Source organism: Aequorivita aquimaris (assembly GCF_001573155.1).
GTDB classification, from domain to species: domain Bacteria; phylum Bacteroidota; class Bacteroidia; order Flavobacteriales; family Flavobacteriaceae; genus Aequorivita; species Aequorivita aquimaris.
The window spans coordinates 404,204-428,658 of the sequence record NZ_JRWG01000002.1 but is presented as its reverse complement, the minus strand read 5'-3'; the positions used below and the strand labels follow the sequence as shown (position 1 = coordinate 428,658).

At 40.2% G+C, this 24,455-nt stretch carries 25 protein-coding genes and 1 tRNA gene; 7 read left to right on the top strand and 19 right to left on the bottom strand.

Annotated elements, in window-relative coordinates:
- Nucleotides 1-5 precede the first annotated feature (5 nt).
- Nucleotides 6-959 carry an ABC transporter ATP-binding protein gene (locus LS48_RS04745; RefSeq protein WP_062620472.1) on the top strand — a complete coding sequence of 318 codons (954 nt, stop codon included), beginning with the start codon at nucleotides 6-8 and terminating at the stop codon, nucleotides 957-959.
- Here LS48_RS04745 and LS48_RS04740 read toward each other — a convergent pair.
- On the bottom strand, nucleotides 956-1,951 hold the full coding sequence (locus LS48_RS04740; RefSeq protein WP_062620470.1) for an NADP-dependent oxidoreductase: 996 nt from the start codon (nucleotides 1,949-1,951) through the stop codon (nucleotides 956-958). The two genes, LS48_RS04745 and LS48_RS04740, sit on opposite strands and share 4 nt — an antisense overlap.
- A gap of 165 nt (nucleotides 1,952-2,116) precedes the next feature.
- Here LS48_RS04740 and LS48_RS04735 point away from each other — a divergent pair, with 165 nt between their 5' ends.
- Together LS48_RS04735 and LS48_RS04730 are read left to right on the top strand one after the other, a co-directional pair.
- Nucleotides 2,117-4,351 carry an FUSC family protein gene (locus tag LS48_RS04735; protein ID WP_062620468.1) on the top strand — a complete coding sequence of 745 codons (2,235 nt, stop codon included), beginning with the start codon at nucleotides 2,117-2,119 and terminating at the stop codon, nucleotides 4,349-4,351.
- A gap of 30 nt (nucleotides 4,352-4,381) precedes the next feature.
- Nucleotides 4,382-4,879 (top strand): hypothetical protein, encoded by a 498-nt coding sequence (locus LS48_RS04730; protein ID WP_062620466.1) that lies wholly within the window; start codon nucleotides 4,382-4,384, stop codon nucleotides 4,877-4,879.
- Here LS48_RS04730 and LS48_RS04725 read toward each other — a convergent pair.
- The 9 genes from LS48_RS04725 to pdxA all read right to left on the bottom strand — a co-directional run bounded on the left by LS48_RS04725 (nucleotide 4,863) and on the right by pdxA (nucleotide 12,333).
- Complete coding sequence (locus LS48_RS04725; protein ID WP_062620464.1) at nucleotides 4,863-5,321, bottom strand: hypothetical protein; 459 nt, start codon at nucleotides 5,319-5,321, stop codon at nucleotides 4,863-4,865. The genes LS48_RS04730 and LS48_RS04725 overlap by 17 nt on opposite strands.
- Nucleotides 5,318-6,052: a monofunctional biosynthetic peptidoglycan transglycosylase gene (gene mtgA / locus LS48_RS04720; protein ID WP_062620461.1), complete on the bottom strand. Its 735-nt coding sequence runs from the start codon at nucleotides 6,050-6,052 to the stop codon at nucleotides 5,318-5,320. Before mtgA ends, LS48_RS04725 begins: the two co-directional genes overlap by 4 nt.
- Nucleotides 6,053-6,105: 53 nt before the next feature.
- Entirely contained in the window at nucleotides 6,106-7,224 is a 1,119-nt protein-coding gene (locus tag LS48_RS04715) for an NAD(P)/FAD-dependent oxidoreductase (protein WP_062620459.1), read from the bottom strand.
- 85 nt (nucleotides 7,225-7,309) lie between these two features.
- Nucleotides 7,310-8,662 (bottom strand): acetyl-CoA carboxylase biotin carboxylase subunit, encoded by a 1,353-nt coding sequence (gene accC, locus LS48_RS04710; RefSeq protein ID WP_062620457.1) that lies wholly within the window; start codon nucleotides 8,660-8,662, stop codon nucleotides 7,310-7,312.
- 82 nt (nucleotides 8,663-8,744) lie between these two features.
- Nucleotides 8,745-9,233: an acetyl-CoA carboxylase biotin carboxyl carrier protein gene (gene accB, locus LS48_RS04705; protein WP_062620453.1), complete on the bottom strand. Its 489-nt coding sequence runs from the start codon at nucleotides 9,231-9,233 to the stop codon at nucleotides 8,745-8,747.
- 33 nt (nucleotides 9,234-9,266) lie between these two features.
- Complete coding sequence (locus LS48_RS04700; RefSeq protein WP_062620451.1) at nucleotides 9,267-10,265, bottom strand: beta-ketoacyl-ACP synthase III; 999 nt, start codon at nucleotides 10,263-10,265, stop codon at nucleotides 9,267-9,269.
- Nucleotides 10,266-10,437: 172 nt separating this feature from the next.
- A complete protein-coding gene (gene rpmF, locus LS48_RS04695) occupies nucleotides 10,438-10,635 on the bottom strand; it encodes a 50S ribosomal protein L32 (protein ID WP_062620449.1) in 198 nt (65 codons plus the stop codon).
- Between the two features lie 9 nt (nucleotides 10,636-10,644).
- A complete protein-coding gene (locus tag LS48_RS04690) occupies nucleotides 10,645-11,190 on the bottom strand; it encodes a YceD family protein (protein ID WP_062620445.1) in 546 nt (181 codons plus the stop codon).
- 81 nt (nucleotides 11,191-11,271) lie between these two features.
- Nucleotides 11,272-12,333, bottom strand: coding sequence for a 4-hydroxythreonine-4-phosphate dehydrogenase PdxA (gene pdxA, locus LS48_RS04685; RefSeq protein ID WP_062620443.1), 1,062 nt, complete (start codon nucleotides 12,331-12,333; stop codon nucleotides 11,272-11,274).
- 56 nt (nucleotides 12,334-12,389) lie between these two features.
- Here pdxA and LS48_RS04680 point away from each other — a divergent pair, with 56 nt between their 5' ends.
- The gene (locus tag LS48_RS04680; RefSeq protein WP_062620440.1) at nucleotides 12,390-12,977 is read left to right on the top strand and encodes a riboflavin synthase; all 588 of its coding nucleotides are present in this window, start codon (nucleotides 12,390-12,392) and stop codon (nucleotides 12,975-12,977) included.
- Here the strand turns inward: LS48_RS04680 and LS48_RS15525 are convergent.
- From LS48_RS15525 to mce, 3 genes are all read right to left on the bottom strand, one after another.
- Nucleotides 12,958-13,155, bottom strand: a complete 198-nt coding sequence (locus tag LS48_RS15525) for a hypothetical protein (protein ID WP_204376466.1) — start codon at nucleotides 13,153-13,155, stop codon at nucleotides 12,958-12,960. The genes LS48_RS04680 and LS48_RS15525 overlap by 20 nt on opposite strands.
- Before the next feature lie 170 nt (nucleotides 13,156-13,325).
- Nucleotides 13,326-13,399: transfer RNA gene (locus tag LS48_RS04675), tRNA-Ile, on the bottom strand.
- A 51-nt stretch (nucleotides 13,400-13,450) separates the two neighbouring features.
- On the bottom strand, nucleotides 13,451-13,858 hold the full coding sequence (gene mce / locus LS48_RS04670; protein WP_062620438.1) for a methylmalonyl-CoA epimerase: 408 nt from the start codon (nucleotides 13,856-13,858) through the stop codon (nucleotides 13,451-13,453).
- Between the two features lie 105 nt (nucleotides 13,859-13,963).
- Here mce and rbfA point away from each other — a divergent pair, with 105 nt between their 5' ends.
- Together rbfA and LS48_RS04660 are read left to right on the top strand one after the other, a co-directional pair.
- A complete protein-coding gene (gene rbfA, locus LS48_RS04665; RefSeq protein ID WP_062620436.1) occupies nucleotides 13,964-14,359 on the top strand; it encodes a 30S ribosome-binding factor RbfA in 396 nt (131 codons plus the stop codon).
- Nucleotide 14,360: 1 nt separating this feature from the next.
- Nucleotides 14,361-15,566 (top strand): ABC transporter permease, encoded by a 1,206-nt coding sequence (locus LS48_RS04660; RefSeq protein ID WP_062620434.1) that lies wholly within the window; start codon nucleotides 14,361-14,363, stop codon nucleotides 15,564-15,566.
- 40 nt (nucleotides 15,567-15,606) lie between these two features.
- On the opposite strand, the gene LS48_RS04655 is transcribed toward LS48_RS04660, so the two are convergent.
- The 3 genes from LS48_RS04655 to LS48_RS04645 form a co-directional block, all read right to left on the bottom strand.
- A complete protein-coding gene (locus LS48_RS04655) occupies nucleotides 15,607-16,263 on the bottom strand; it encodes an FAD-binding oxidoreductase (protein WP_062620433.1) in 657 nt (218 codons plus the stop codon).
- Between the two features lie 58 nt (nucleotides 16,264-16,321).
- Entirely contained in the window at nucleotides 16,322-17,314 is a 993-nt protein-coding gene (gene dusB, locus LS48_RS04650) for a tRNA dihydrouridine synthase DusB (RefSeq protein ID WP_062620432.1), read from the bottom strand.
- Between the two features lie 79 nt (nucleotides 17,315-17,393).
- Nucleotides 17,394-19,796, bottom strand: a complete 2,403-nt coding sequence (locus LS48_RS04645; RefSeq protein WP_162266493.1) for an outer membrane beta-barrel family protein — start codon at nucleotides 19,794-19,796, stop codon at nucleotides 17,394-17,396.
- A 235-nt stretch (nucleotides 19,797-20,031) separates the two neighbouring features.
- Between LS48_RS04645 and lepA the strand changes: the two genes are divergently transcribed.
- On the top strand, nucleotides 20,032-21,828 hold the full coding sequence (gene lepA / locus LS48_RS04640) for a translation elongation factor 4 (RefSeq protein WP_062620429.1): 1,797 nt from the start codon (nucleotides 20,032-20,034) through the stop codon (nucleotides 21,826-21,828).
- Between the two features lie 46 nt (nucleotides 21,829-21,874).
- Here the strand turns inward: lepA and LS48_RS04635 are convergent, their stop codons facing one another.
- From LS48_RS04635 to LS48_RS04625, 3 genes are all read right to left on the bottom strand, one after another.
- Entirely contained in the window at nucleotides 21,875-22,138 is a 264-nt protein-coding gene (locus LS48_RS04635) for a hypothetical protein (RefSeq protein WP_062620426.1), read from the bottom strand.
- 89 nt (nucleotides 22,139-22,227) lie between these two features.
- On the bottom strand, nucleotides 22,228-22,455 hold the full coding sequence (locus tag LS48_RS04630; protein WP_062620424.1) for a hypothetical protein: 228 nt from the start codon (nucleotides 22,453-22,455) through the stop codon (nucleotides 22,228-22,230).
- 38 nt (nucleotides 22,456-22,493) lie between these two features.
- Nucleotides 22,494-24,362: a cation:proton antiporter gene (locus tag LS48_RS04625; protein ID WP_045080365.1), complete on the bottom strand. Its 1,869-nt coding sequence runs from the start codon at nucleotides 24,360-24,362 to the stop codon at nucleotides 22,494-22,496.
- Nucleotides 24,363-24,455 lie beyond the last annotated feature (93 nt).

Genomic DNA, 24,455 nt, shown 5'->3' with positions numbered 1-24,455 from the left:
CTGCGATGCTAAAAGTTGAAATCGATTCCTTCGCCTATTCCGAAAAAACCATTTTAAAAAACGTTTCCTTTTCGCTGAAACCTGGAGAACACCTCAGTATTTTAGGTGAAAGTGGCTGCGGAAAATCTACACTTTTACATCTTGTTTACGGGTTGCTCCATTTGGAAAACGGTTCAATTTTCTACAACGAAAAAAAACTGCTCGGCCCAACCAAAGCGCTCATTCCCGGCGAACCATTTATGAAACTCGTAGCGCAGGAATTTAATATAATGCCGTTCACGACGGTTGCTGAAAACCTTGGTTCACATCTTTCCGGTTTGGATGAGGAAAAAGATAAAAAAAGAATTGAGCAGCTGCTGGAAGTTGTTGAAATGGAAAGTTTCAAAAACACATTGGTAAAAAACCTAAGCGGTGGCCAAAAACAGCGCGTGGCTTTGGCAAAGGCATTGGCAAACGAACCCGAAATCCTTTTGCTGGACGAACCTTTTAGCAATATTGATGTTTTTAGAAAAAATAAATTACGACGAAAAATTTTCAATTATCTAAAAGAGAAAAATATCAGTTGCATCACCGCAACCCACGACAACGATGAGGCATTGTCATTTTCCGACCAGATTTTAATGCTGAAAAACGGTTCTAAAGAAATGTTAGGAACGCCGCAGTTTATTTACGAAAACGTTTCCACTGAATATCAGGCAGGATTTTTTGGCGAAGCGAATCTACTTTCAAAAAGTCTTATTTCTTCGGAAGTTTCTTCAGAAGAAATCATCATTTTCCCACACCAACTAAAAATTTCCGAAGAAAAAACAAAGCTTGAAGTAACCGTAAAAAAATGCTATTTCAAAGGAAGCCATTATTTGATTGAAGCGGATTTTAAAGGAAAAATCCTATTTTTCAACAACGCCTTTCCATTAAAGAAAGACGAGCCGTGCTATTTGAAAATTTCAGAAACGCCTTAAACCACAACAATCATTTTCCCTTTATTTTTCCCATCAAACAAGTCGATAAACGCCTGCGGAATATTTTCAAAACCTTCCACTACCGTTTCCAAATAGCTCAATTTATCCTGCTCCATCCACTTGGCCAATTGGTTTTGCGCAGGGCCAAAATCCTTTACAAAGTCGCGGACCGTGAAGCCCTGCATTAAAATACTATTTTTTATGAGCGTTGTTTCAACCCGCGGCCCCGTTGGGGTTTCGGTTTTGTTGTAAAGTGAAATGGCGCCGCAGTTTACCACCCGGCCGTATTTATTCATATTTGCCAAAGCGGCATCCAGTATCTCGCCGCCCACATTGTCAAAATACACATCAACCCCGTCGGGACAGGCTTCTGCGATAGCTTTTTTCATATTGTTGGTGGTTTTGTAATTGATTGCTGCATCAAAGCCGAACTTTTCTTGAATACGGTCAATTTTTTCCTCCGTTCCCGCAATTCCCACCACGCGGCATCCCTTTATTTTTCCTATTTGCCCGGCAACGCTCCCCACGGCGCCGGCGGCTCCGGAAACCAAAAGCGTTTCGCCTTTTTGGGGTTTTCCTATTTTGTCGAGACCTAAATATGCGGTAATTCCGGTAAGTCCCAAAACGCCCAAATAGGCTTTTAAGGGCGCCCTTTCGGCATCTACCTTATTCAATCCATTCCCGTTGGAGGTTTGAAATTGCTTCCATTGAAGCATTCCGTTTACAAAATCGCCCTTCTCAAAATTCTTGTTTTTCGATTCAATTACCTCAGCAATAATACCCGATTCCAAAGGCTTTCCAACTTCAAAAGGCGGAATGTATGATTTTTCATTGCGCATCCGTCCGCGGAGGTACGGGTCAACGGAAACATATTTCGTTTTCAATAAAATTTCGCCATCCTTTGGTTGTGGTTTTTCTTCTTCGGTAAATTCAAAATCCTTTAATGAGGGCTTCCCTTTTGGACGGTCTTTCAGTAAAATTACTTGGTTCATTGCTGCAAATTTTTTAAGAATATGTATAAATTTAAGATTTTAAAGAGCGTTCGCCATACGGCCGCCGTACATTTAATAAAAGTATAACACACTTACATTTCTGAAAAGATTAACGAACTTCGCTTTTGGGCGCAATATCTTTGCAGCTTTTGAAACCAACTGCTTTTGAAATTTCCAAAAAACATAGTAGCCACCTCACTAAAAGACCTTTCAGAGTTTGTAAACAGTACAGATTTCTCCAAGGCCATTCTTTTGGGAATTGCACTTACCCTTCCCATTGTGGCCGGTGTAAAACTGGATGCGCTGGATATGGGAATAGCCGTAACCGCGGGAGCCATGCTTGCATCGCCAAGCGATGTCAGCGGTAGTATTCGGCATAAAATTACTGGAATCTTGCTGGCTACGCTGCTGGCCATGATTGTAAGCTTAATCGGCGGCTATCTACATCTATCGCTGTGGTTGGTCTTTCCAATTTTGGGCATTTTGATGTTCGGCATTTCCTATCTTTCCATTTATGGATTTCGGGCCTCGCTTATAAGTTTTTCGGGCCTTTTTGCTCTGGTTCTGAGTTTTTCAAATTTTTCAGACGTTATACAACCCTACGAGCGGATGCTGTTAATCGGTATCGGCGGGCTTTGGTATGCGGCTCTTGCGTTGCTTCGGCATTTTATTTTTCCGAAGGCACCCACGGAATATTATCTCTCAAAAACTATAAAGCTAACGGCAGACTATTTAAGGACACGTGGGGAATTGGTTGCCGAAACCGCTGACAGGACACCGCTTTTAAAGAAATTATTAAGCACGAAAACCGAGCTAACCAACACCCACGAAACCCTCCGCGATATTTTAATTTCGAGCAGAACCGGCTCGGGAAAATCTGATTACGAGGGAAAGCGCCTGCTCATTTTTGTACAGTTGGTAGATATGCTGGAGCTGGCGATGGCAAACCCGGTGAATTATGCAAAAACGGATGAATTTTTTAGGAAGAAACCCGCGCAATTGGCCAATTTCCATGAGTTGCTTTTTGCCATGAGCCAGAGGTTGAACATTATTGCCGACAATATTGCTACGCCGCAAAAACTTCGGAAAAGTTCCAAAATAGAAATGTTCGCAAAAAGAATCAAGGACGATATTTCTGAATATGCAGCGGCTTCCAATGAAATTTACGATGAAAATCTATTGCTGCTCAGAAATCTTTTCAAATATCAAAAAGAGCAAATAAAGAAAATTGAAAAAATAGAATGGTTGCTTTTAAACCCCGCAAAACGCGAAATTTCAACCCTCAAAAAAGAAGATTCCCGCAGGTTTTTGACCAAAGAGAATTATGACCTTGAGGTACTGATAGAAAATTTCAATCTGCGCTCCCCTATTTTCAAGCATTCGCTTAGGTTGGCGGTGATGACAATGATTGGCTATGGGGTGGGAATTCTGTTTTCCCTCCAAAATCCGTATTGGATTTTACTCACCTTGATTGTAATTATGCGCCCCACTTTTGGCCTGACAAAAACACGTTCCAAAGAACGGACCATCGGAACCTTGATTGGCGGCGCGCTGGCCGTGGGCATCGTTTTGATTACGCAAAATACGACAGTTTACGGTATTTTGGCAATCGCTTCGCTTGTTATTGCCTTTTCCATGGTGCAGCGTAACTATAAAGCTGGGGCAACTTTTATTACGCTGAGTGTGGTTTTTATTTATGCGTTGATGCGGCCCGATATTTTTAACGTTATCCAGTATCGGGTAACAGATACCATTATTGGCGCAGGGTTGGCCACCTTGGGAAATCTGCTGCTCTGGCCCGCGTGGGAAATACAAAGCATGCAAAAAACCTTGCTGGAAACGGTTAAGGCCTACCGGGTCTATTTGGAAGAAATTATCGGCTATTACAACACCAAAGGCACCGTTCCCGACCAATACAAAGTGGCCCGCAAGAAGTCCTTTTTGGAAATGTCAGACCTCAGCGCGGCCTTTCAGAGAATGACCCAGGAGCCCAAATCGAGACAGAAAAGCCTGGACAAGGTTTATGAAATCGTGGTTTTAAACCACACTTTCCTTTCGTCCTTGGCATCGTTGAGCACCTATATTCTCAACAATCCCACCACGCCTGCCTCAAAAAATTTCAATTTGGTTTCCGAGAGAATTGTTCAAAATCTTAAGAGGGCCGAGTCTATTTTAAGGGAAGAAATTCCTTCCCAACAGATACCCGAAACGGAGAGTGCGGAAGATATTTTTGAAGCCACTTTTGGGAAAAGCATTCCGTTTTCCGAAGATGAAAAAAACTCAAAATCTGAGAGCTTTCATTCAAAAATGGAAGAAGCCCATTTGGTGCGGGAACAGTTGAAATGGCTTTTGGCAATGAGCGAAAAAATGCCGAAACTTTTGAGGGAGATTGAGTTTTAATAATTTATATTTAAAATTTCAAAATTGCCTATGCATAAAAATATCCGTCATCTTCAGCCAGTTGCTAACATAAAAATAATTTTTGCCATAATTCTCTCATTGTTCTCTGTTTACCTATTTTTTGCAGGAACCTTATTTGGCCTTATTCTGCTAGGCTCAGCATTAAAACTATCTTTAAGAGAGGGTTTTGAACTGAATTTAGAGGAAAGAAAATATCGAAACGTTTATTCCATTTTCGCAATTAACTTTGGGTTTTGGAAAAAATTGCCGGAAATAGAATACATTTCCGTTTTCAAAACAATTAAAAATAGTAGAAGTCGAGTAATCACTGCAGAAGCGACGTTAGGTTTTGAGGTTTTTAAAGTGAATATGTTTTACAACAGGAATCAACATATTGAAGCGTATATTAGTGATGAAGTGGAAGATGCTTTTTCTGTGGCCAAACATATAGCAACTGTCTTGGAGCTGGATATTCTGGACGCAACGAAGCCAGAAAAAGAATGGATAACTGTTACTTCACGCTCATAATTTTATAACCATTTCCATTGAAGCTGAATTCATCACCTTTCTTCTTGCCCGAAAGAAGCAACCCCACGGGAGAATTTAGCGCAACACAAAGGTAGTCCGACCTTCCAATGGTAACATTGCCTATGGAGATACTGATGAAATAGGTAAATTTATCCGTATAGATCAAGCTTCCCAAGCGGGCATAGTCTGACGTTGCGTTCACATCAATTTTCTTTAGAAGCTGCACGATTTTTTCAATTTCCTGTAACTGTTTTCCGGCATTTTCACGGTCAATCTGGAGCATCGCCCGGCCGGTTTCGTGTTTGTCGCCACTGCTGCTTTTGGATTCCTCAAGCAAGGATTCCTCGATATCGGCAATGGTTTGTTTTATTTTGGAATAACGGTTGTCAACCTGTTTTTGGCAGTGTTGCAGCAATTCGATCTTAATTTCTACTGCGGTCATTTTTTCTTTTTGGAATTTGGTATTTGGGATTTGTTGCTTTTCCCCTTGGGTTCCTGTTTTTCCAACACAAAAGGGCCGAAATACCGCATTTGGCGAACTATCCACTGTGTGCGCCGTGCCACGTATGGTCCCGGCGGATTGGCTTTATAGCGCTGCGGGCTCGGTAAAATTGCGGCAATCGCGGCGGCATTTTCTGTCCGAAGATTTTTTGCCGACTTTTTAAACCAATATTGCGAAGCAGCCTCGGCCCCAAAAACTCCAGGCCCCATTTCGATGCTGTTGAGATATACTTCCAAAATACGCTCCTTGCTCCAAAGCGTTTCAATCAAAAGGGTGAAATAAGCCTCCATTCCCTTTCGGAACCACGTCCGTCCCGGCCATAAAAACGCATTTTTTGCGGTTTGCTGCGAGATGGTGCTGCCACCGCGGAGCTTCTTTCCTTTTTCGTTGTTTTCCAATGCTTTTTCAATCGCTTCCCGGTCAAAACCGCTGTGACTTAAAAATGTCTGGTCCTCGGCACAAATTACCGCCAGTTGCAGATACGGGGAAATTTCTTCAATCGGCACCCAATCGTGGCGGGTTTCGTAATTCTTATCGCCTTCCATCGAGCGGATTGCCATCAAAGGCGTGTAAGGTACCGGGACGAACTTGTAAATAAGTACCCACAAAACCGTAAGTCCAATAAACCAAAGGATGAGTTTAAAAATAAATTTGAATAGTTTTTTTATCATAAGCCCTCTCCCCAACCCTCCACCGAAAGAGGGGGAGGGAGCGGGAAATGTATTTAATTAATTAATTCTGCCAATTGTTTCCCGATTGAACTGCCAATGGCGACGCCCATTCCGCCGAGACGCACGCCGCAGAATACGTTTTCAGAAACTGCCTTAACAATCGGTTTTTTCTGTTTTCCCATTCCCATAATGCCGCTCCACCGTCTTTCAATTTCGAAGGTTTGCCGTGGTAAAATTACGGTTTTAAGCAATTCCTCCAACTTGTTTTGCACCAATTCCGTCAATTGCATTTCGGTGGTTTCCTCGGTTTTAAAATCGAGGTTTCTGCCGCCGCCGAAAAGGATTCGGTTGTCAATATTTCTGAAATAATAATACCCTTTATCCAAATGGAATGTGCCTTTAATTTGAAGATTTTCAATCGGTTTAGTAACCAAAACTTGTGCTCTCGCTGGCTTTACATCTTCATCTAAAAATTGCCTTGCGAAACCGTTTGTGGCGATAAAGACTTCTTTCACTGAGATGTCGATGGAAGAATTTAGTTGAAGTGAAACAGCTTCACCGTTATCTGAAATGTCTGTGATTTCCGAAGAATTCAGTATCAAAATGTTTTCTTCCGAGGCTTTTTTTATGAGCCCGAGCATCATTTTTCCGGTGTCTATTTGGCCTTCAAAATTGCTATAAATCAATTTCGGCTGAATGTTTTTAAACCCGAAATGGTTTTCCTTTTCCGAAAAAACCTCGGCCTTGAAAATTGGTTTCAGCAATTGGTTTACGTAGCCAATCTTTGATTTGCAAGTTTCGAAAAGCTCGGCGTCTTCCTTTGTAAAAAGTTCATAGCCGCCGTATTCTTGGTAATCCAACTGTCGGTCACCCAAAGTATTCCGAAGCAATTTTAACCCTTCTACCCTGTTTTTAACAAGTTGTACAACCTCTTCCTCGGAATGGTTTTTTAAATCCTCCAATATTTCAGAAATACTTCCGAAGCAGGCAAAACCAGCATTTTTGGTACTTGCACCGCTCGGTAAAGTTCCTCTTTCAAAAACTACAACTTTACTTTTGGGAAATCTCCTCCGAAGCGAAAGCGCGCAGCTTAAGCCCACAATTCCGCTTCCGATTATGGCGTAATCAATGTTTGAAAGCCAGGTTTTATTTTCCCAGAAAGACAGATTCATTTTATAATAAACTCCAAATTAAAAAGCACCAAATTCCAAAGGTACGTTTTTTGGAATTTGATGCTTTATTTTTGGAATTTGAAATTTATTCTTCTTCGGGCTCGTTCATTTTAAACGTATTCATAAACGCCGTGGTGTAATTTCCAGCCACATAATCGGGTTCATCCATCAATTGGCGGTGGAATGGGATTGTGGTCTTTATGCCTTCAATTACAAACTCATCCAAAGCGCGTTTCATTTTATTTATGGCCTCCTCACGGGTTTGTGCGGTGGTGATAAGCTTTGCGATCATGGAATCGTAATTGGGCACAATGGTATAACCTGCATACACGTGGGTGTCCAAGCGCACGCCGTGCCCGCCTGGTGCGTGTAGCACGGTAATCTTACCCGGCGAGGGTCGGAAGTCGTTGTACGGATCCTCAGCGTTGATTCTACATTCTATGGAATGCAGCTGCGGAGTATAGTTTTTTCCCGAAATCGGTACTCCAGCTGCAACCAATATCTGCTCGCGGATTAAGTCGTAATCGATTACCTGTTCGGTTATTGGGTGCTCTACTTGAATACGGGTGTTCATTTCCATAAAGTAGAAATTTCGGTGTTTATCTACCAAAAACTCTATGGTTCCAGCTCCTTCATATTTAATATATTCAGCTGCTTTTACTGCGGCATTACCCATATCTGTACGCAACTTCTTAGTCATAAACGGACTTGGGGTTTCCTCGGTAAGCTTTTGGTGACGACGCTGAACGGAGCAATCGCGCTCACTTAAATGACACGCTCTCCCGGTGCTATCGCCCACAATTTGAATTTCAATATGGCGTGGCTCTTCAATGAGTTTTTCCATATACATTCCATCATTACCAAAGGCTGCTGAAGCTTCCTGGCGGGCACTCTCCCAAGCTTTTTTAAGGTCTTCTTTTTTCCAAACGGCACGCATTCCTTTTCCTCCACCACCTGCAGTGGCTTTCAACATTACTGGGTAGCCAACTTCTTCAGCAAGTTTTTCGCATTTCTCGAAAGATTCTATAATGCCATCACTTCCAGGAACGGTTGGTACTCCCGCCGCTTTCATTGTAGCCTTTGCTGAGGCTTTATCTCCCATGCGCTCAATCATTTCTGGAGAAGCACCTATGAATTTTATGCCGTGCTCTTGGCAGATTTTTGAAAACTTGGCATTTTCGGAAAGAAATCCGTAGCCAGGATGAATGGCATCTGCATTGGTTATTTCTGCGGCAGCGATAATATTGGACATTTTGAGATAGCTCAAATTGCTCGGCGGTGGGCCAATGCAAACTGCTTCATCAGCAAAGCGAACGTGTAGGCTCTCCGCATCTGCGGTTGAATAAACGGCAACCGTTTTTATACCCATCTCCTTACAGGTACGAATAATTCGCAATGCGATTTCGCCTCTATTTGCAATTAATATCTTTTTAAACATACTGTTTTGAAATTACAAATTACAAGCACCAAATTCCAAAGTTGAAATTTGGAATTTGGGATTTGGAATTTGAGATTTATATTTACGACGGATCTACTAAAAACAATGGTTGGTCAAATTCTACCGGAGAGGAATCGTCCACCAAGACTTTTACGATTTTACCGGAAACCTCACTTTCAATTTCGTTGAAAAGCTTCATTGCCTCTATCACGCAAAGTACATCGCCTGCGCTGATGGTGCTTCCAACTTCCACAAAAACGGGCTTATCTGGGGCGGGTTTTCTGTAGAAAGTACCTATTATGGGTGACTTTATAGTGATGAATTTAGAATCTTCCGCGGCAGCCGGAGCATCTGTAGCCGGAGCCGATTGCGGAGCTACAGGAGTTTGAGGCTGCATTTGCATCTGCGGCTGCGACATTGCAGGTATTTGCTGAATATAGGTGGTTTCTCCTCTATCATTTTCAGATCCTGTTTTAATCGTGATCTTTATGTCTTCCGTTTCAAGTTTTACTTCGCTGGCACCGCTCTTTGCCACAAACTTGATCAAGTTTTGTATGTCCTTTAAATCCATATTTAGAAATTTTAGTCTTTTGGGTTGTTAAAATTATTTTGAATCGTAGGCCCATTTCACATAAACGGCGCCCCAAGTAAAGCCTCCACCGAAGGAAGCGAATATCAAATTATCTCCTTTTTTTAATTGTTTTTCATAATCAGCCAAACAGAGCGGCAAGGTTGCAGAAGTGGTATTGCCGTATTTGTGGATGTTCATCATTACCTTCTCATCAGGCAATTTCATTCGTGAAGCTGCAGCATCGATGATTCGTTTATTGGCTTGGTGCGGCACTAGCCAGTCCACATCTTCACCGGTAAGGTTATTGTTTTTCATCACTTTCTCGCAAACATCGGCCATATTTGATACGGCAAATTTGAAAACCGTCTTACCTTCCTGAAAAACGTAATGTTGTTTATTATTTACCGTTTCAATTGAAGCAGGCAGCAGAGAACCTCCGGCATCAATCTTTAAGTAGGGTCTTCCTACGCCATCGGTTCGAAGGTATTCGTCTTTCACGCCGAGGCCTTCTGTATTTGGTTCAAATAGAACGGCCCCGCCTCCATCACCAAAAATGATACAGGTGGTTCTATCTGTATAATCAATGATAGACGACATTTTATCGGCACCAATTAGGAGTACTTTTTTATATTTTCCGGACTCGATATATCGTGCCGCTGTTGACATTCCGAAGAGAAAGCTGGAACAGGCCGCAACCAAATCATAGGAAAAGGCGTTTACGGCACCAATTTGTGTTGCGACGTAAACCCCGGTAGCCGCGACGGGCATATCTGGCGTTGCGGTTGCCATGATAACCATATCAATATCGGCAGGATCTGTATTGCTTTTTTGAAGAAGGTCTTTTGCGGCTTGGATAGCAAGATAGGAGGTGCCTTTGTCTTTATCCTTTAATATTCTCCGCTCTTTGATTCCGGTTCTGGTAGTAATCCACTCATCGTTGGTATCTACCATTGTTTCCAAAACTTTGTTTGAGAGAACGTAATCTGGCACGTAACTCCCTACAGCGGTGATAGCTGCCGTGATAGTATTCATAAAGCTGAATTAAAATTCACAAAAAAGACCAAAAATCTTTTAAAAAGAGTGAAAATTACTAAATTTTACTTGAAATTCGGCACTAATTAAGTTGTTTTTGACTTTTTGCGAAGTAAAAAAACAAAAAAAACCCTCACGTTGCTGTGAGAGTTTTAAAATAAAGTATATAAAATTATGCCTCTACTTGCTCAGTTGCATCAATTACAACTTGACCACGGTAGTACATTTTTCCTTCGTGCCAGTGGGCTCTGTGGAAAAGGTGCGACTCACCAGTTGTTGGGTCTGTTGCAAGTGTAGGGGCAGTAGCTTTGTAATGCGTTCTTCTCTTATCTCTTCTTGTTTTCGAGATTTTTCTCTTAGGATGTGCCATTGCTATTTATTATTTATCCGTTAATAGTTTTTTTAATGAATCCCATCGGGGATCGGTATTTTCATCCTCGGGCGCAGTTTCTTCATCTATCGCTTTCGGACTTAATTCTTCAAGTTTGTCGAGTATGTCACTTTTTAATGTGCCGTCTTTTACCCCGGGATGAATTCTTCGTGAAGGCATAGCCAGCACAATGGATTCATAGATGTATTGCTGGATGTTCACTTCGTAACTTCCGTGCGGCAGAATGAGCAAATCTTCATTTTCATCATTATACTCCTCCCCGAACTTAACTACAAATTTATAGGACCCTGAAATCTCTTGATCAAAGAGCTCGTTTGTCATATCGCAAGCAACGTTTACGGTTCCATTAAATGTTAATGTGAACTCTAGCAACGTGCTCATTTTTTCCAGCAGTACGTCGAGATTAATGGCAGCGTCATTAAATTCATCATACTCAAAATGCTCAAAGAACGCTTTTTTTAATTCAAAGTTAAACTGGTGTTTTCCTAATTTCAGCCCTACGAAAGGGATGGTAAACTCTTTCAAATCCTTCATTTTCACACCTATTTAAGACCTTAACCTTACGGATAAGGCGGGTGCAAAGATAAAAAATTATTTGAATAGCAATTAGTTTTTTTATTTCTTTTTTGAATACCCTCTTTTCCGGTTAATTTGAAGTGGATTTTTGGAGATTTCGAGATATTCCTCCCGTGTCTCAAAAATGGAAACCGCGCTGAATACCGCTTCGCGAAAAGATTCAAAATTCGCCTCATTTTTTCCCGCCAAATCAAAAGCTGTTCCGTGGTCTGGCGAGGTGCGGATGCGATTAAGACCTGCAGTGAAGTTTACACCCTTTCCAAATGCCAAGGTTTTAAAGGGTATCAAACCTTGATCGTGATAGGAAGCTATTATTGCATCAAAATTTTTGTAATTGCCAGATCCGAAAAAGCTGTCGGCGGCGTAAGGGCCGAAAACCATTTTTCCATTTTTGCGGATATTGTCGAGCGCAGGACGTAAAATAGTATCATCTTCGTCACCAATCACGCCATTGTCGCCCGTATGTGGATTGATTCCCAAGACGGCGATTTTCGGTTTTTCAATTCCAAAGTCTTCAATTAGGGTATGGTGGATTGTGTTAATTTTTTTATCAATACGTTCTCGGGTAATGTTTTTCACTACGTCTTTTACCGCAACATGATCTGTTAAAAGTCCAACGCGTAAATTTTCAGAAATCAAAAGCATTAAGCTTTCACCCTCAAGTTCCTGTGCCAAATAATCGGTATGTCCGGGAAAATTGAAACTTTCAGATTGAATGTTGCTCTTGTTTATAGGTGCTGTAACCAGTGCATCAATTTTTTTATCCTTTAATGCCGATACTGCAGCTTTTAAAGATTTTATGGCATATTCGCCTCCTGTTGGATTTTCTTCGCCAAAGGTAACATCCACGTGTTCCTTCCAAACATTCAGTACGTTTATTTTCTTTGGAACAAGGTCTTCTATTTCATCAATTCCGTGGAAGTTGATATCTGTATCAAAATGTTTTTTGAAGAAAGACATCAGTTTTACTGAAGCAAAAATAACGGGTGTACAAAACTCTAGCATACGTGAATCCTCAAACGTTTTTAGAATTATTTCGCTTCCAATCCCGTTAATATCGCCGATGGAAACACCGACAACAATTTTATCCTCTCTGCTCATTATTATTGGCTTTTATAATTGTTACTTTTGCAGTACAAATGTAACCAAATACAACGATGTTTACAGGAATTATTGAAACCATTGGCGAAATAGTCCAACTTACCAAGGAAGGTGAAAATCTTCATATAGAAATTAAGAGCCCATTGGCTCAGGAATTGAAAATAGATCAAAGCGTATCGCACAATGGGGTTTGTTTAACTGTAGTTGAAGTAAAGGAAGCATCCTATGTGGTTACCGCTATTCAAGAAACTTTAGACAAAACAAATCTAAAAACACTCACAAAAGGTTCTTTGGTGAATTTGGAAAGGGCGATGAAATTGGGTGATAGGCTGGACGGCCATTTAGTCCAGGGTCATGTGGACGGGACTGCTATTTGTAAAAAAGTGGAAAATTCAAATGGCAGTTGGGTTTTTACATTTGAATATGATAATTCAGAATTCAGCACTGTGGAAAAAGGCTCTATTACGGTAAATGGTGTAAGTCTTACGGTAGTTGAGTCTAAAAACGGGGCATTTAGTGTTGCAATTATCCCCTACACTTTTGAGAACACAAATTTTAATAAAATAGAACAAGGAACCGAAGTAAATCTTGAATTTGACATTATTGGGAAATATGTCAAAAGTATTATGAAGCCTTATTTATAGAACGGTTTCTTTTAAAAAGTATATAAGCTCCAAATAATACACCTGCAACAAGCAAAATCCATATATTATCGTCTATTGGTAACTGAGCGCCACGATTTTGAGAAGGCGGAGGCGGTCCCTGCCCAGCAGAAGCCGACTGAATAGCAAGCATTATAAAACTATAAATAAATGTTACCATGGTTGTTCATTAACGATTTGGGGATCGTGTTTATGCGCCTAAAGTAATAATTTTTTTTTATCCTCAAATAAAAAAATGAGTTATCGGATGATTAATAACTCATTTTTAATGTGAAAATTGCCTTTTATTTAGGTTTTAATGTGGCTCGTTATAAGCCTTTTGAAAAAAAGTGGTCCCACATGGGCTCGAACCATGGACCCCCTGATTATGAGTCAGGTGCTCTAACCAGCTGAGCTATGGGACCCGATAATAGTTTGCAAATGTAAAACACTTTGCAAATACAGCAAAACTATTTTTACTTATTCTCAATTTCTTGGCAAAGCTCAACCAATACTCCATTTGCAGATTTAGGGTGAAGAAATGCCACCATCTTATTGTCTGCCCCTTTTTTTGGAGCTTCATTTAACAATATAAAACCCTCATTTTTAAGTCGTTCCATTTCAGAGAAAATATCAGAAACAGCAAAAGCAATGTGATGAATACCTTCCCCTCTTTTTTCTATAAACTTCGCAATTGGGCTTTCAGGGTTTGAAGCTTCCAAAAGCTCTATTTTGCTTTCACCACAGCGAAAAAAGGAAGTTTCCACTCCTTCACTTTCCACTTTTTCACTTTTGTAGGGTGCACTTCCCAATAAAGCTTCATAAATTTTATTGGCTTCAACAATACTTTTTACAGCAATACCTATGTGTTCTATTTTTTCCATATTAATAAGTTGATTGCTCAAAAATACAAACTTAATAGCATTGAATTTCAACAAGCTTGTGGCTTCATTAACATTCGGTACGGTTTTATGTTCTATTTTTGTAGTATGGAAGAAAGTAACAGACAAAAAAAAATAGCGAGTGTGCTGCAGAGCGACCTCGCAAACGTGCTCCAAAATATGCTTCGCGAAGCTGGGCAGTTGGGCATTATTATTTCAGTAAGCAAAGTGGGCGTAACTACAGACCTTTCCATTGCGAAGGTTTATGTAAGCGTTTTTCCGGCAGATAAAGCTGAAGTGATTGTGGCTGAACTCAATAAATTAAAGCCAAACATTAAACATCAAATTGCCCAATTAACCAAGCACCAATTACGTAAAATGCCCAATCTTTCATTTTATAATGATGATTCATTGGAATACATTGAAAATATTGACAAGGCCGTAAAAGGCGAAGAAAATCCTTTGAAAAACCCAGATTTACTTCCGAAACGAAAAAAATCATAGCTTGAATTTTTCGCTCTACATCGCCAAGCGCTATTTATTTTCAAAAAGCAGCAACAACGCCATAAATATTATCACGGGCATTGCCGCGGTGGGCGTAGTGGTTGGCGCAATGTCACTATTTATAGTGCTTTCGGGCTTTTCTGGATTGAAGGATTTTAGCCTTCAGTTTACCAATGTTTTTGACAGCGATCTTAAAATTCTTCCTTCAAGTGGAAAAACAATAACATTTTCCGAAGCGCAAAAAAATCAGTTGAAAAATATAGAAGGCATTGAATCTATTTCAGAAATTATTGAGGAACGCGTTTTTCTCCATTACAAAGGTAAAAACCACATTGCCTACATAAAAGGGGTTGATTCGCTATATGGCAGCGTGACACAGCTGGATAGCATAATGTATTACGGCGATTGGTTGGTACCGCAGCAAAACGAAGTGGTGGTAGGCCTTTCCACAATTGCAAAACTATCGATGGGCGTTCGTGATTATGGCGCACCCTTGGAAATTTATGTTCCAAAACCGGGAACGGGACAACTCAATGCGCTGGACCCATCTGACGCATTCAGCAAGGAAAATGTAGTGGTTTCCGGAGTGTATCAAGTAAACGAGGACTTGGATGCAAAATATGTTTTTACAGATTTGGACTTTGCCCGAAACCTTCTTTCTTTGGACACTACAAAAATTTCTTCCATTGAAATGAAATTGTTGCCCACCGCTTCCGAAGAATTGGTTCGAGAAGAAATTAAAAAAAATTTTCCCGAAGGGATTATCATTAAAAACAGAATCCAGCAAAACGATGCGCTTTATAAAATGTTGAATACCGAAAACATCGCGGTTTATTTAATTTTTACATTGGTGTTGATAATCGCACTTTTCAACGTAATTGGTTCTATTATTATGATGGTTTTGGACAAGCGGAAAAATATAAAAACACTCTACAATCTGGGCGCTTCCTTGCCCGAGATACGCCGCATCTTTTTCCTGCAGGGCACGCTAATGACCGTGCTTGGTGGTTTGTTGGGGATTATTTTGGGAATTCTTGCCGTAATGGCTCAACTGAAATTTGAGTTTGTAGCTATAACCAGCACCTTGCCCTATCCTGTGAAATTGGAGTTGCTGAATGTGGTAATTGTATTTGCAACGATAAGCGTTCTTGGAATTATCGCTTCAAAAATTGCTTCGAGCAGGGTTCGGGAAAAGCTTTTGGTGTAACCCCAAAAAATTAAATTTCTATAATTTTTTTTATAAGAAATTAAACAATCAAATATTCCGGATCGGCCCCCAGGCTTATAAGCGCACTACATATCTCCTTTGTGAAAATCTCCGGACCGCAAACATAAAATCGGGAGCTAAAATCGCCGATGGTCTCAATAAGAAATTTACGGTCAATCCTGCGTTCGCGAAAACCGATTACCCCTTCTTGGGTAAATACATTTCTATAGGCCGGACCCAACAATTTTGTCAACTCATCGTGCAAGATAATGTCCTCCTTGGTTTTATTTGAATACAAAAGCGCAAGATTTCGCAGATTTCCACTTTCGAAAAGCGCTCTGAAAATTGCGATAAAAGGAGTAATTCCAGTACCGCCCGCTATAAATATTCCCGGACCTTTATATTGAATTGTTCCATAGACAGAATGAAGTAACAATTCATCGCCAGTATTCAGCTTGCCCATTTGGGAGGTTACACCTTTGTGGTCATCATATATCTTAATGATAAATTCTAAATGATCCCAATGTTGTAATGAAGTAAAGGAAAACGGCCGAACTTGATCCTCCCATCCAGGCTGATTGACGGATATAAGTGCGGATTGCCCCGGAGTATAGGTAACGTCATTGGGCTTTTCCAACACAAAACGCTTAACGTTATGGGTAATATAATGGCTATGGAGGATTTTGAGCTTACGCATTGTGAAAGTTGAGATTCAAAGATAAGAAGGATTTACTTATCTAAAGTACATAATCTCCTTAAGCAAACTCATAATCCCCAAACGTTTCCAGCACCTCATCAAAGGCTTCAAAAACCGTGGCAGCATCATCACTGGTTACCATTTTCATTCGGTATTCCTTAAAATTTGGAATTCCTTTAAAATAGTTTGTGTAATGGCGGCGGGTTTCAAAAACGCCGAGGGTTTCGCCTTTCCAGTCTATCGCCATTTGCAGATGACGTTTGGCGGCTTCCACACGCTCTGCCATTGAGGGTGGAGATAAGTGCTCTCCAGTTTTAAAATAGTGTTTTACTTCCTTAAAAAACCACGGATAACCAATACTGGCACGACCTATCATTGCACCGTCCAGCCCGTATTTGTCGCGCATTTCCATTGCCTTTTCGGGCGTGTCAACATCACCATTTCCAAAGATGGGGATGTGCATCCGCGGATTGTTTTTTACTTCGGCAATGGGGTTCCAGTCTGCATCGCCCTTATACATTTGCGCTCGGGTGCGACCGTGGATGGAAAGGGCTTGACAACCCACATCCTGTAAACGTTCGGCCACCTCAACAATTTTTATGGAATCGTGATCCCAGCCTAGGCGGGTTTTTACGGTAACGGGAAGTTTGGTATGCTTTACCATGGCTTCGGTAAGGCTTACCATTAAATCAATATCTTTCAAGATACCCGCGCCGGCACCTTTTGAAACTACTTTTTTTACGGGACAGCCAAAATTGATGTCAATCATATCTGGGCCACTGGCTTCAACAATTTCAACACTGCGAAGCATAGATTCCAAAACGGCACCAAAAATTTGGATACCCACGGGACGTTCCTTTTCATAAATATCGAGCTTCATTACGCTTTTGGCGGCATCGCGTATAAGCCCTTCAGAAGAGATGAATTCGGTAAAGACCACGTCAGCGCCCTGTTCTTTACAAAGTGCGCGAAACGGAGGGTCGCTTACGTCTTCCATAGGCGCGAGCAACAAGGGGAAGTCTGGCAATTGTATGTTTCCTATTTTTGGCAATTCTTTTGTTTTAGAAATGCAAAAGTAGTAAATATCAGCAAAATGAGGTTTGAAAAGATGTGGCCCAAATTAAAAGAGGTTACTTACCTTCCAATCTATCACCTTCGTCCGTTTCTATATTTTTGTTATTATCCCGAAGCCTTGCATTTCCGAAGTTGTATTTGAAACCTACTCGTAACAATCTACTTTCAGTATTTGCATAATAGTAATTGTCCTGATTATAATACTTTGAAACTGAAGCGGTGTTATTAAGGGTATTAAAAACATCATCAACGCCCACGGTCAAACTTGCACGCTTATCCCAAAAATCTTTTCTAACCGATACGTTCACGTAGTTTTGGTTTTCAAAAAAACGATTTCCAAAAACGAAATTTGAAATATAAACCCCTGTTAAATCAGCCGTAAGAGCGCGATCCTTTGATAACGTAAAGTGATTGGTGAGAAAAATGTATTGTCCAAAAGTATCATTAGTATAGGTTTCCGGTGCGCTTTGCAGTGCATAAAATTCATTGGCCAAATAAAAGGAAGAGGTATTTAAATGAAGCCACCACCAAGAGTTGAACGAACTAAAATATGTTATATCAAAAGCATATTGGTAGCTTTTTATCATATTGGCATCTATGCCGCTGAGCGTACTGTTTGTGTTGTTCTGAAGTATTAGTATGTCGAGGCTATTCTCAATATTTTGGTAATAAATCTCAAAAAATAGTTTGCTTTTGTGATCAAATGTTAATGTAATTTTATCTTCAATTGCAGGAACCAGTTTTGGGTTTCCCCCATTAAAATTCCGTTCGGTTATATAATATTTAAATGGGTTGAGACTTTGATAGCGCGGACGTTGAACGCTGCGGCTGTAACTTAGTCCAATCCCGTTGTTTTCATTTATTGTATAATGAAAAGATGCTGAAGGGAAAAAATCAAAATATTGCTGATTGTTCACTTCGCCCAATGAAAGGGAAATGGCATCTAAATCTGTATATTCTCCTCGAAGACCCGCAGTAATACTCCATTTTTCCCACTCTTTTTCGAAATTAATATATTCTGCATATATATTTTCCTTGTAATTAAAATCATCAGAAAGGGAATTATTAAAAGTAGTTGTGCTTTTCATAACATCAAAAAAGTCCAACTTGCTTTCAGTATCGATACTACTGAATTTGAACCCTGCTTCAAATGTGCCGCCCCACAATTCCGATGAAATGTCGGCCTGTCCCGTAAAAATGTCACTGTTCTGATTAGAGTCCGTATAAAAACTATTATTTCTTAAAAAATCACCATTTGGCAATAGATAATCGGAATTCACGCTTTGGTTTTGAGTATTGTCATAATAAATATAATTAGCAGATACAGCCAAGGTTGCGCCATTATCATTCAAAGCACGAATATAATCCAAAGCAAATGACAAATTTTGTTTGTCATAATCTACATAACTTAAGGTTGTAATTGTGGAATCTAACTGACGCTGCGGGTTAAAAATTAAAGAGTTGCCATTGTTATGGTAATTAACATTAGGGGTAAGAGATACGTTTGAAGTAAGGCTGATTGTGTTTTTGTCATTTAGTGTAAAGTCCAATACCACATTTCCGTTGTGATTGCTACGCTCCGTTGTTCGGTTAAAGTCGGTTTCCCAAATAGATTTTGTTGAAACTTCATCTGGCTGAAAGAAGCGAATGTAGTTTTCATCATTCTTATATTCCTTTTTCTTAGAAAAAGAATAGCCTGCGTAAATATTCAACCAATTATTTTTATAAAAATGAGAGGTGCCCAATGTATATTTTGGGTATATTCCCTGCTCATATGTAGCGTTTACCGAACCCTTGTAACCAACGGATATTGTTTTTGACATAATAATATTCAACACAGTTCCAGCTTCCGCATCATATTTTGAAGAAGGATTGGTAATTACCTCCACAGATTTAATAGCCGCTGCATCGGTATTCTGCAATAGTGAATAAATTTCTTCTGAAGAAAGATATACTCTCTTGCCATTTATATAGATGACAGGTGTTGACATTTTTACCTGAATATTTTCACCAGTAACAATAATTCCCGGGGTCTTTTTCAATAGATCCATCGTACTACCGACCGCGAACGATGTGTTTTCAACTTCAAAAACAAGTTTGCCGGGACTCTTGCGGATAGTAGGTAATTTTGCAACAACCACTGTTTCGTCGAGCATTTGTTGATCTTCTTTTAAAACTAAATTGCCTAAATTCTTGTTTGAAAAAAGTTGGATGGTTTGTTGAAGGTCTTCAAAACCAATATAGCTGAAGTTTAATGCATAGGTTCCACCGGGTAAATTATTTAAAACAAATGAACCGTCCTCATCTGTGGTAGTGCCTTGAAGAGGTGTTTCTTCTTTATTGCCATAAACTAAAACGTTTACAAAAGATAGGGGAACGTTGTTGGAATCGGTTAATTTCCCCGAAACAGAAAAGTCCTGTGCCATCAAAACTCCTGCTTGAAGGCAGAAAAAAAACATAAAAAGTCTTGTCATAACATAAGTAGATATCTGGTGCGACACCCGTTACTATGATTCTTTATCTGGGGAGAAAACTAAGTTTGTATAGCTGAAATACAGCTTTACACTACAAATATGTTAAAAATTTATTAAACAAAAACAATCGCAACATAATTATTTTAAGTGTTTTAATGATAGCACAGATAATCACTCTTTTAATCTATATTTGCAACTTGTAGCACGAGAAGGAATTTTTATGAAGAACATTCGCAATTTTTGCATCATCGCTCACATTGACCACGGAAAAAGTACCTTGGCAGACCGTCTATTGGACGCCACTGGCTCCGTGACCGATCGCGAAAAACAAGCACAGTTGCTTGACAACATGGACTTGGAGCGCGAGCGCGGCATCACCATTAAAAGTCACGCCATACAAATGGATTATGTATATAATGGTGAAAAATATACCCTAAATTTAATCGATACTCCCGGTCACGTGGATTTTTCATATGAAGTTTCCCGGTCCATCGCCGCTTGTGAAGGTGCTTTGTTGATTGTAGATGCCGCACAAAGTATACAGGCGCAGACCATTTCTAACTTATATTTAGCTTTGGAAAACGATTTGGAAATAATTCCAGTTTTGAACAAGGTAGATCTCCCTTCCGCAAATGTAGAAGAAGTAACCGATGATATCGTGGACCTTTTAGGCTGTAAAGCCGAAGAAGTAATTCCGGCAAGTGCCAAAACCGGATTGGGAATAGATGAAATTTTGAGTGCCATTATTGAGCGCATTCCTCCGCCAAAAGGTAACCCAGACGAATCTTTGCAAGCCCTTATTTTTGACTCAGTGTACAATCCTTTTCGGGGTGTGGAAACGTACTTTAGGGTTCTCAATGGTGAAATACGAAAAGGGCAGCACATCAAGTTTATGGCTACCGGAAAAAGTTATTTTGCCGATGAAGTAGGTACGTTAAAACTAAAACAACAGCCAAAAGACGTAGTAAAAACAGGCGATGTTGGCTATCTTATTACAGGAATAAAAGAAGCGAAAGAAGTAAAAGTGGGCGATACGATCACTGATTCCAAAAACCCAACCGTCAACATGATCGAAGGTTTTGAGGATGTAAAACCCATGGTTTTTGCAGGAATATATCCCGTAGATACCGAAGATTACGAAGAGTTGCGAAACTCCATGGAAAAACTGCAATTGAACGATGCTTCACTGGTCTTTATACCTGAAAGTTCTGCTGCACTTGGTTTCGGTTTCCGCTGCGGCTTTTTGGGAATGCTTCACCTTGAAATTATCCAGGAAAGACTTGAAAGAGAGTTTGACATGACGGTAATTACCACCGTTCCAAATGTTTCCTATCACGCTTATACAAACAAAGAACCGGATACACCAATCTTGGTTAATAATCCTTCAGACCTTCCCGATCCTTCAAAGCTAAACCGTGTTGAGGAGCCATATATTAAAGCTACAATCATTACAAAATCAGACTTTGTGGGTTCTGTAATGTCACTTTGTATTGAAAAAAGAGGTGAAATTACCAACCAAACCTATTTAACCACCGAACGTGTAGAACTTACTTTTGACATGCCTTTGGCCGAAATTGTTTTTGACTTTTACGATAGATTGAAAACCGTTTCAAAGGGTTATGCTTCCTTTGACTATTCTCCTATCGGGATGCGCCAGTCGCACCTAGTTAAGGTAGATGTTCTGTTAAATGGAAACATTGTGGATGCGCTTTCTGCATTGCTCCATCGCGATAATGCGTATGATATTGGGAAGAAAATCTGCGAAAAATTACGCCAACTCATCCCACGCCAACAATTTGATATTCCAATCCAGGCGGCCATTGGTGCAAAAATAATTGCCCGTGAAACGGTTAAAGCCTTGAGAAAGGACGTTACCGCAAAATGTTATGGTGGAGATATTTCCCGAAAGCGAAAACTGTTGGAAAAGCAGAAGAAAGGAAAGAAACGCATGCGCCAAGTAGGAAATGTAGAAATCCCGCAGGAAGCGTTTATGGCGGTCTTAAAATTAAACGATTAAAAAAAAGCCCTGAATCTTCAGGGCTTTTTTAATACTATAGAATTAATTATGGATTAGAACAATCCCCTAGTCCATCAATAAGGGCTTGATACGTACTTTGACCCGGACAATCTGAATCTACATAAGCCTGCAGTGCAGCTTTATAATTACGGCAATTTTCGGTTGTTGCCTCATCCAAATAAACTAGTAATTCCGCTTGAATCCTTTCCACTCTCTGTTCACATGTTTGTGCATCCCCATCATCATCTTTATTACAAGAGGTAGTGAAAACCAATGCCATAAAAAGGACACTAAATAATAGTTTTTTCATATTTAAAATTTTTACGTTAATTAACAAATATGGAAAAATCAAAAAATACCCACAAACATTTTTTAAGAAAATTTTAAGAAAATTTTAAGTTATCCGCCACAGTTTGCGCCAGCAGACTCTAAACCAGAAACATAGGTGTCATAAGGCGTTCCCGTGTTTTGGCCATTTACGGAGGCGTTGCCATCCTTTTCCTCGCAGACCTGAAAATCTGAAGTTTCGGCAGAGGAACAGGTAGTACAGCTAACACCATCATCGTTTTTACATGAAATGACCGCTAGACTCAGGAACAAGGCTATTATAAGAACAGATTTCTTCATTTAAATCGAATTTATTAAAAAACGTTTCTTTTTCAGGATTATTTCTTCTCTTTCGCTTCATTTTCAGAGCGGGTAGCATTCACTACATCCTCAAAATCCATTGGTTTCCCGAGATAGACCAAACTACATCCTTCTTCCACTTCCAGTTCCGTGGGTGCGGTAATGAGTTCAAGAAAACCATTGGGACGTTTTAAAAATAAAGGTATGGCGTTTTCATTCTCGCTTATTATATTCAGCACGCGCAAAAACTGATTGTGGCTTTCCACAGGAATTTCCTGAATAGAGGGGAAATCCTGCGCAACTTCAGTGAAACGACTGTAGTCGTGAGTGTATGAAAATAATTCTTTTGCAGATAGACTCTGCCGTTTCCGCATTTCTTCAGAGGTCATCAATCTAAACGTTCCATTTTCACCAAAATAGCGTCCAAAACGGCTAATGGCCTGCTTGTTGATTTCGTCACTACCGGTCATTGCCAATAAGTAGCCCACATCGTTCAATTCTATATTATCCGTAAGATCATCGGCATAAATGTTTGCGGTAAAAGCCTCCAAGCCCAACTCTTTTGCCCTGTTGATATTTAATTGGTTGGAATCTATTAAAACTACATGGCGGTTATTTTTATGCAAGTACGTGGCGATCAAGCGGGAAACCTTGGACGCTCCCACCATAAGTATTCCTTCAGATTTTTTCAGAAATACACCCATCCAGCCTGCCATAACCCGCGCGGTTGTAGCGTTTATAATTACAGTTATCAAAACAACGGCAAAAACCAAGGGCGTAATATACTCGGCTCCCACTACGCCTTTTGAAACCAATTGCGTTCCAAAAAGGGAAGAAATACCCGCAGCAACAATACCCCGCGGGCCTACCCAACTTATAAAAAGTTTTTCGTTGGTTTTGAGCGAAGAGCCCACTGTACTTGCAAACACCGTTAAAGGCCGCAGTATGAATATTATGATAGCCAAAAGAATAGCCGTTTTCCAATTATAGACAAGCAACAGATCTTCGATACTTATATTTGCGGCAAGCAGAATAAAAAGTATGGAAACCAGTAACACACTGAGCGATTCCTTAAAGTAAAGAAGTTCCTTAAGGCTTGGCAAATCACTGTTACCAAGAAACATACCCATTACCACCACTGCCAAAAGTCCCGATTCGTGCGCGAAAAGATCACTGATCACAAAAACGGCCATAACTAGGGATAGTGATACCACGTTTGATAGATAGTGCGGCACAAATTTCTTTTTAATGGAAAAATAGAGCGCATAACCCGCTGAAATTCCAAAAGCCATTCCAATCAAAACAATTTTTCCAAAATCCAGCAACGCCTGCTTTGTATAGCCTGAATCACCTTCAACGCTAATAAATTCATAAACCAATACGGCTACCAAAGCGCCAATGGGGTCAATCAAAATTCCTTCCCATCTGAGAACAGCGGCTACATCCTTTTTCAGCGGAATGTTTCGCAAAATGGGGGTAATTACCGTAGGCCCAGTGACGATTATCAAGGCAGAAAAAAGAAATGATATGCGCCAGTTAAGTCCAAATACATAATGTGCCGCAATACCGGCCCCAATAAATGTAATGGCGGCCCCAATGCTTATGAGCTTTCCAATGGCGGGACCTACTTTTGAAATTTCGTCCCTTTTTAGCGTCAATCCGCCTTCGAACAGAATTATTCCCACGGCCAGCGAGACAAAATAAAAAAGATTCTCTCCGGGAAAGAGTCCTTTCTCGCCGTTCCATATTGGTTGGAGCCATTGTGTGCCATCGGCAGACATTAATGTGGACAGCGGACCCACCAATAGTCCTATTAAAATTAAGGGTAAGATAGCAGGAATTTTAAACTTCCATGCGACCCATTGGGCCAAGATTCCGAGAATTATAATTCCAGCAAGTTCTACCATTCAATTGGGTTTTCGGTAAATTAAAGATTTTTCGTTTCCACGAAATATTAATGAATTGTTAAAAATAGTATAATTAATTTACACTACGCCCGT

Excerpts from the sequence above, each read along its gene's own strand:
- LS48_RS04745 (WP_062620472.1), top strand. The coding sequence starts at position 6 with ATGCTAAAAGTTGAAATCGATTCCTTCGCCTATTCCGAAAAAACCATT.
- LS48_RS04740 (WP_062620470.1), bottom strand. The coding sequence starts at position 1,951 with ATGAACCAAGTAATTTTACTGAAAGACCGTCCAAAAGGGAAGCCCTCA.
- LS48_RS04730 (WP_062620466.1), top strand. The coding sequence starts at position 4,382 with ATGCATAAAAATATCCGTCATCTTCAGCCAGTTGCTAACATAAAAATA.
- LS48_RS04725 (WP_062620464.1), bottom strand. The coding sequence starts at position 5,321 with ATGACCGCAGTAGAAATTAAGATCGAATTGCTGCAACACTGCCAAAAA.
- mtgA (WP_062620461.1), bottom strand. The coding sequence starts at position 6,052 with ATGATAAAAAAACTATTCAAATTTATTTTTAAACTCATCCTTTGGTTT.
- LS48_RS04715 (WP_062620459.1), bottom strand. The coding sequence starts at position 7,224 with ATGAATCTGTCTTTCTGGGAAAATAAAACCTGGCTTTCAAACATTGAT.
- accC (WP_062620457.1), bottom strand. The coding sequence starts at position 8,662 with ATGTTTAAAAAGATATTAATTGCAAATAGAGGCGAAATCGCATTGCGA.
- accB (WP_062620453.1), bottom strand. The coding sequence starts at position 9,233 with ATGGATTTAAAGGACATACAAAACTTGATCAAGTTTGTGGCAAAGAGC.
- LS48_RS04700 (WP_062620451.1), bottom strand. The coding sequence starts at position 10,265 with ATGAATACTATCACGGCAGCTATCACCGCTGTAGGGAGTTACGTGCCA.
- rpmF (WP_062620449.1), bottom strand. The coding sequence starts at position 10,635 with ATGGCACATCCTAAGAGAAAAATCTCGAAAACAAGAAGAGATAAGAGA.
- LS48_RS04690 (WP_062620445.1), bottom strand. The coding sequence starts at position 11,190 with ATGAAGGATTTGAAAGAGTTTACCATCCCTTTCGTAGGGCTGAAATTA.
- pdxA (WP_062620443.1), bottom strand. The coding sequence starts at position 12,333 with ATGAGCAGAGAGGATAAAATTGTTGTCGGTGTTTCCATCGGCGATATT.
- LS48_RS04680 (WP_062620440.1), top strand. The coding sequence starts at position 12,390 with ATGTTTACAGGAATTATTGAAACCATTGGCGAAATAGTCCAACTTACC.
- LS48_RS15525 (WP_204376466.1), bottom strand. The coding sequence starts at position 13,155 with ATGGTAACATTTATTTATAGTTTTATAATGCTTGCTATTCAGTCGGCT.
- mce (WP_062620438.1), bottom strand. The coding sequence starts at position 13,858 with ATGGAAAAAATAGAACACATAGGTATTGCTGTAAAAAGTATTGTTGAA.
- rbfA (WP_062620436.1), top strand. The coding sequence starts at position 13,964 with ATGGAAGAAAGTAACAGACAAAAAAAAATAGCGAGTGTGCTGCAGAGC.
- LS48_RS04655 (WP_062620433.1), bottom strand. The coding sequence starts at position 16,263 with ATGCGTAAGCTCAAAATCCTCCATAGCCATTATATTACCCATAACGTT.
- LS48_RS04645 (WP_162266493.1), bottom strand. The coding sequence starts at position 19,796 with ATGTTTTTTTTCTGCCTTCAAGCAGGAGTTTTGATGGCACAGGACTTT.
- lepA (WP_062620429.1), top strand. The coding sequence starts at position 20,032 with ATGAAGAACATTCGCAATTTTTGCATCATCGCTCACATTGACCACGGA.
- LS48_RS04635 (WP_062620426.1), bottom strand. The coding sequence starts at position 22,138 with ATGAAAAAACTATTATTTAGTGTCCTTTTTATGGCATTGGTTTTCACT.
- LS48_RS04630 (WP_062620424.1), bottom strand. The coding sequence starts at position 22,455 with ATGAAGAAATCTGTTCTTATAATAGCCTTGTTCCTGAGTCTAGCGGTC.
- LS48_RS04625 (WP_045080365.1), bottom strand. The coding sequence starts at position 24,362 with ATGGTAGAACTTGCTGGAATTATAATTCTCGGAATCTTGGCCCAATGG.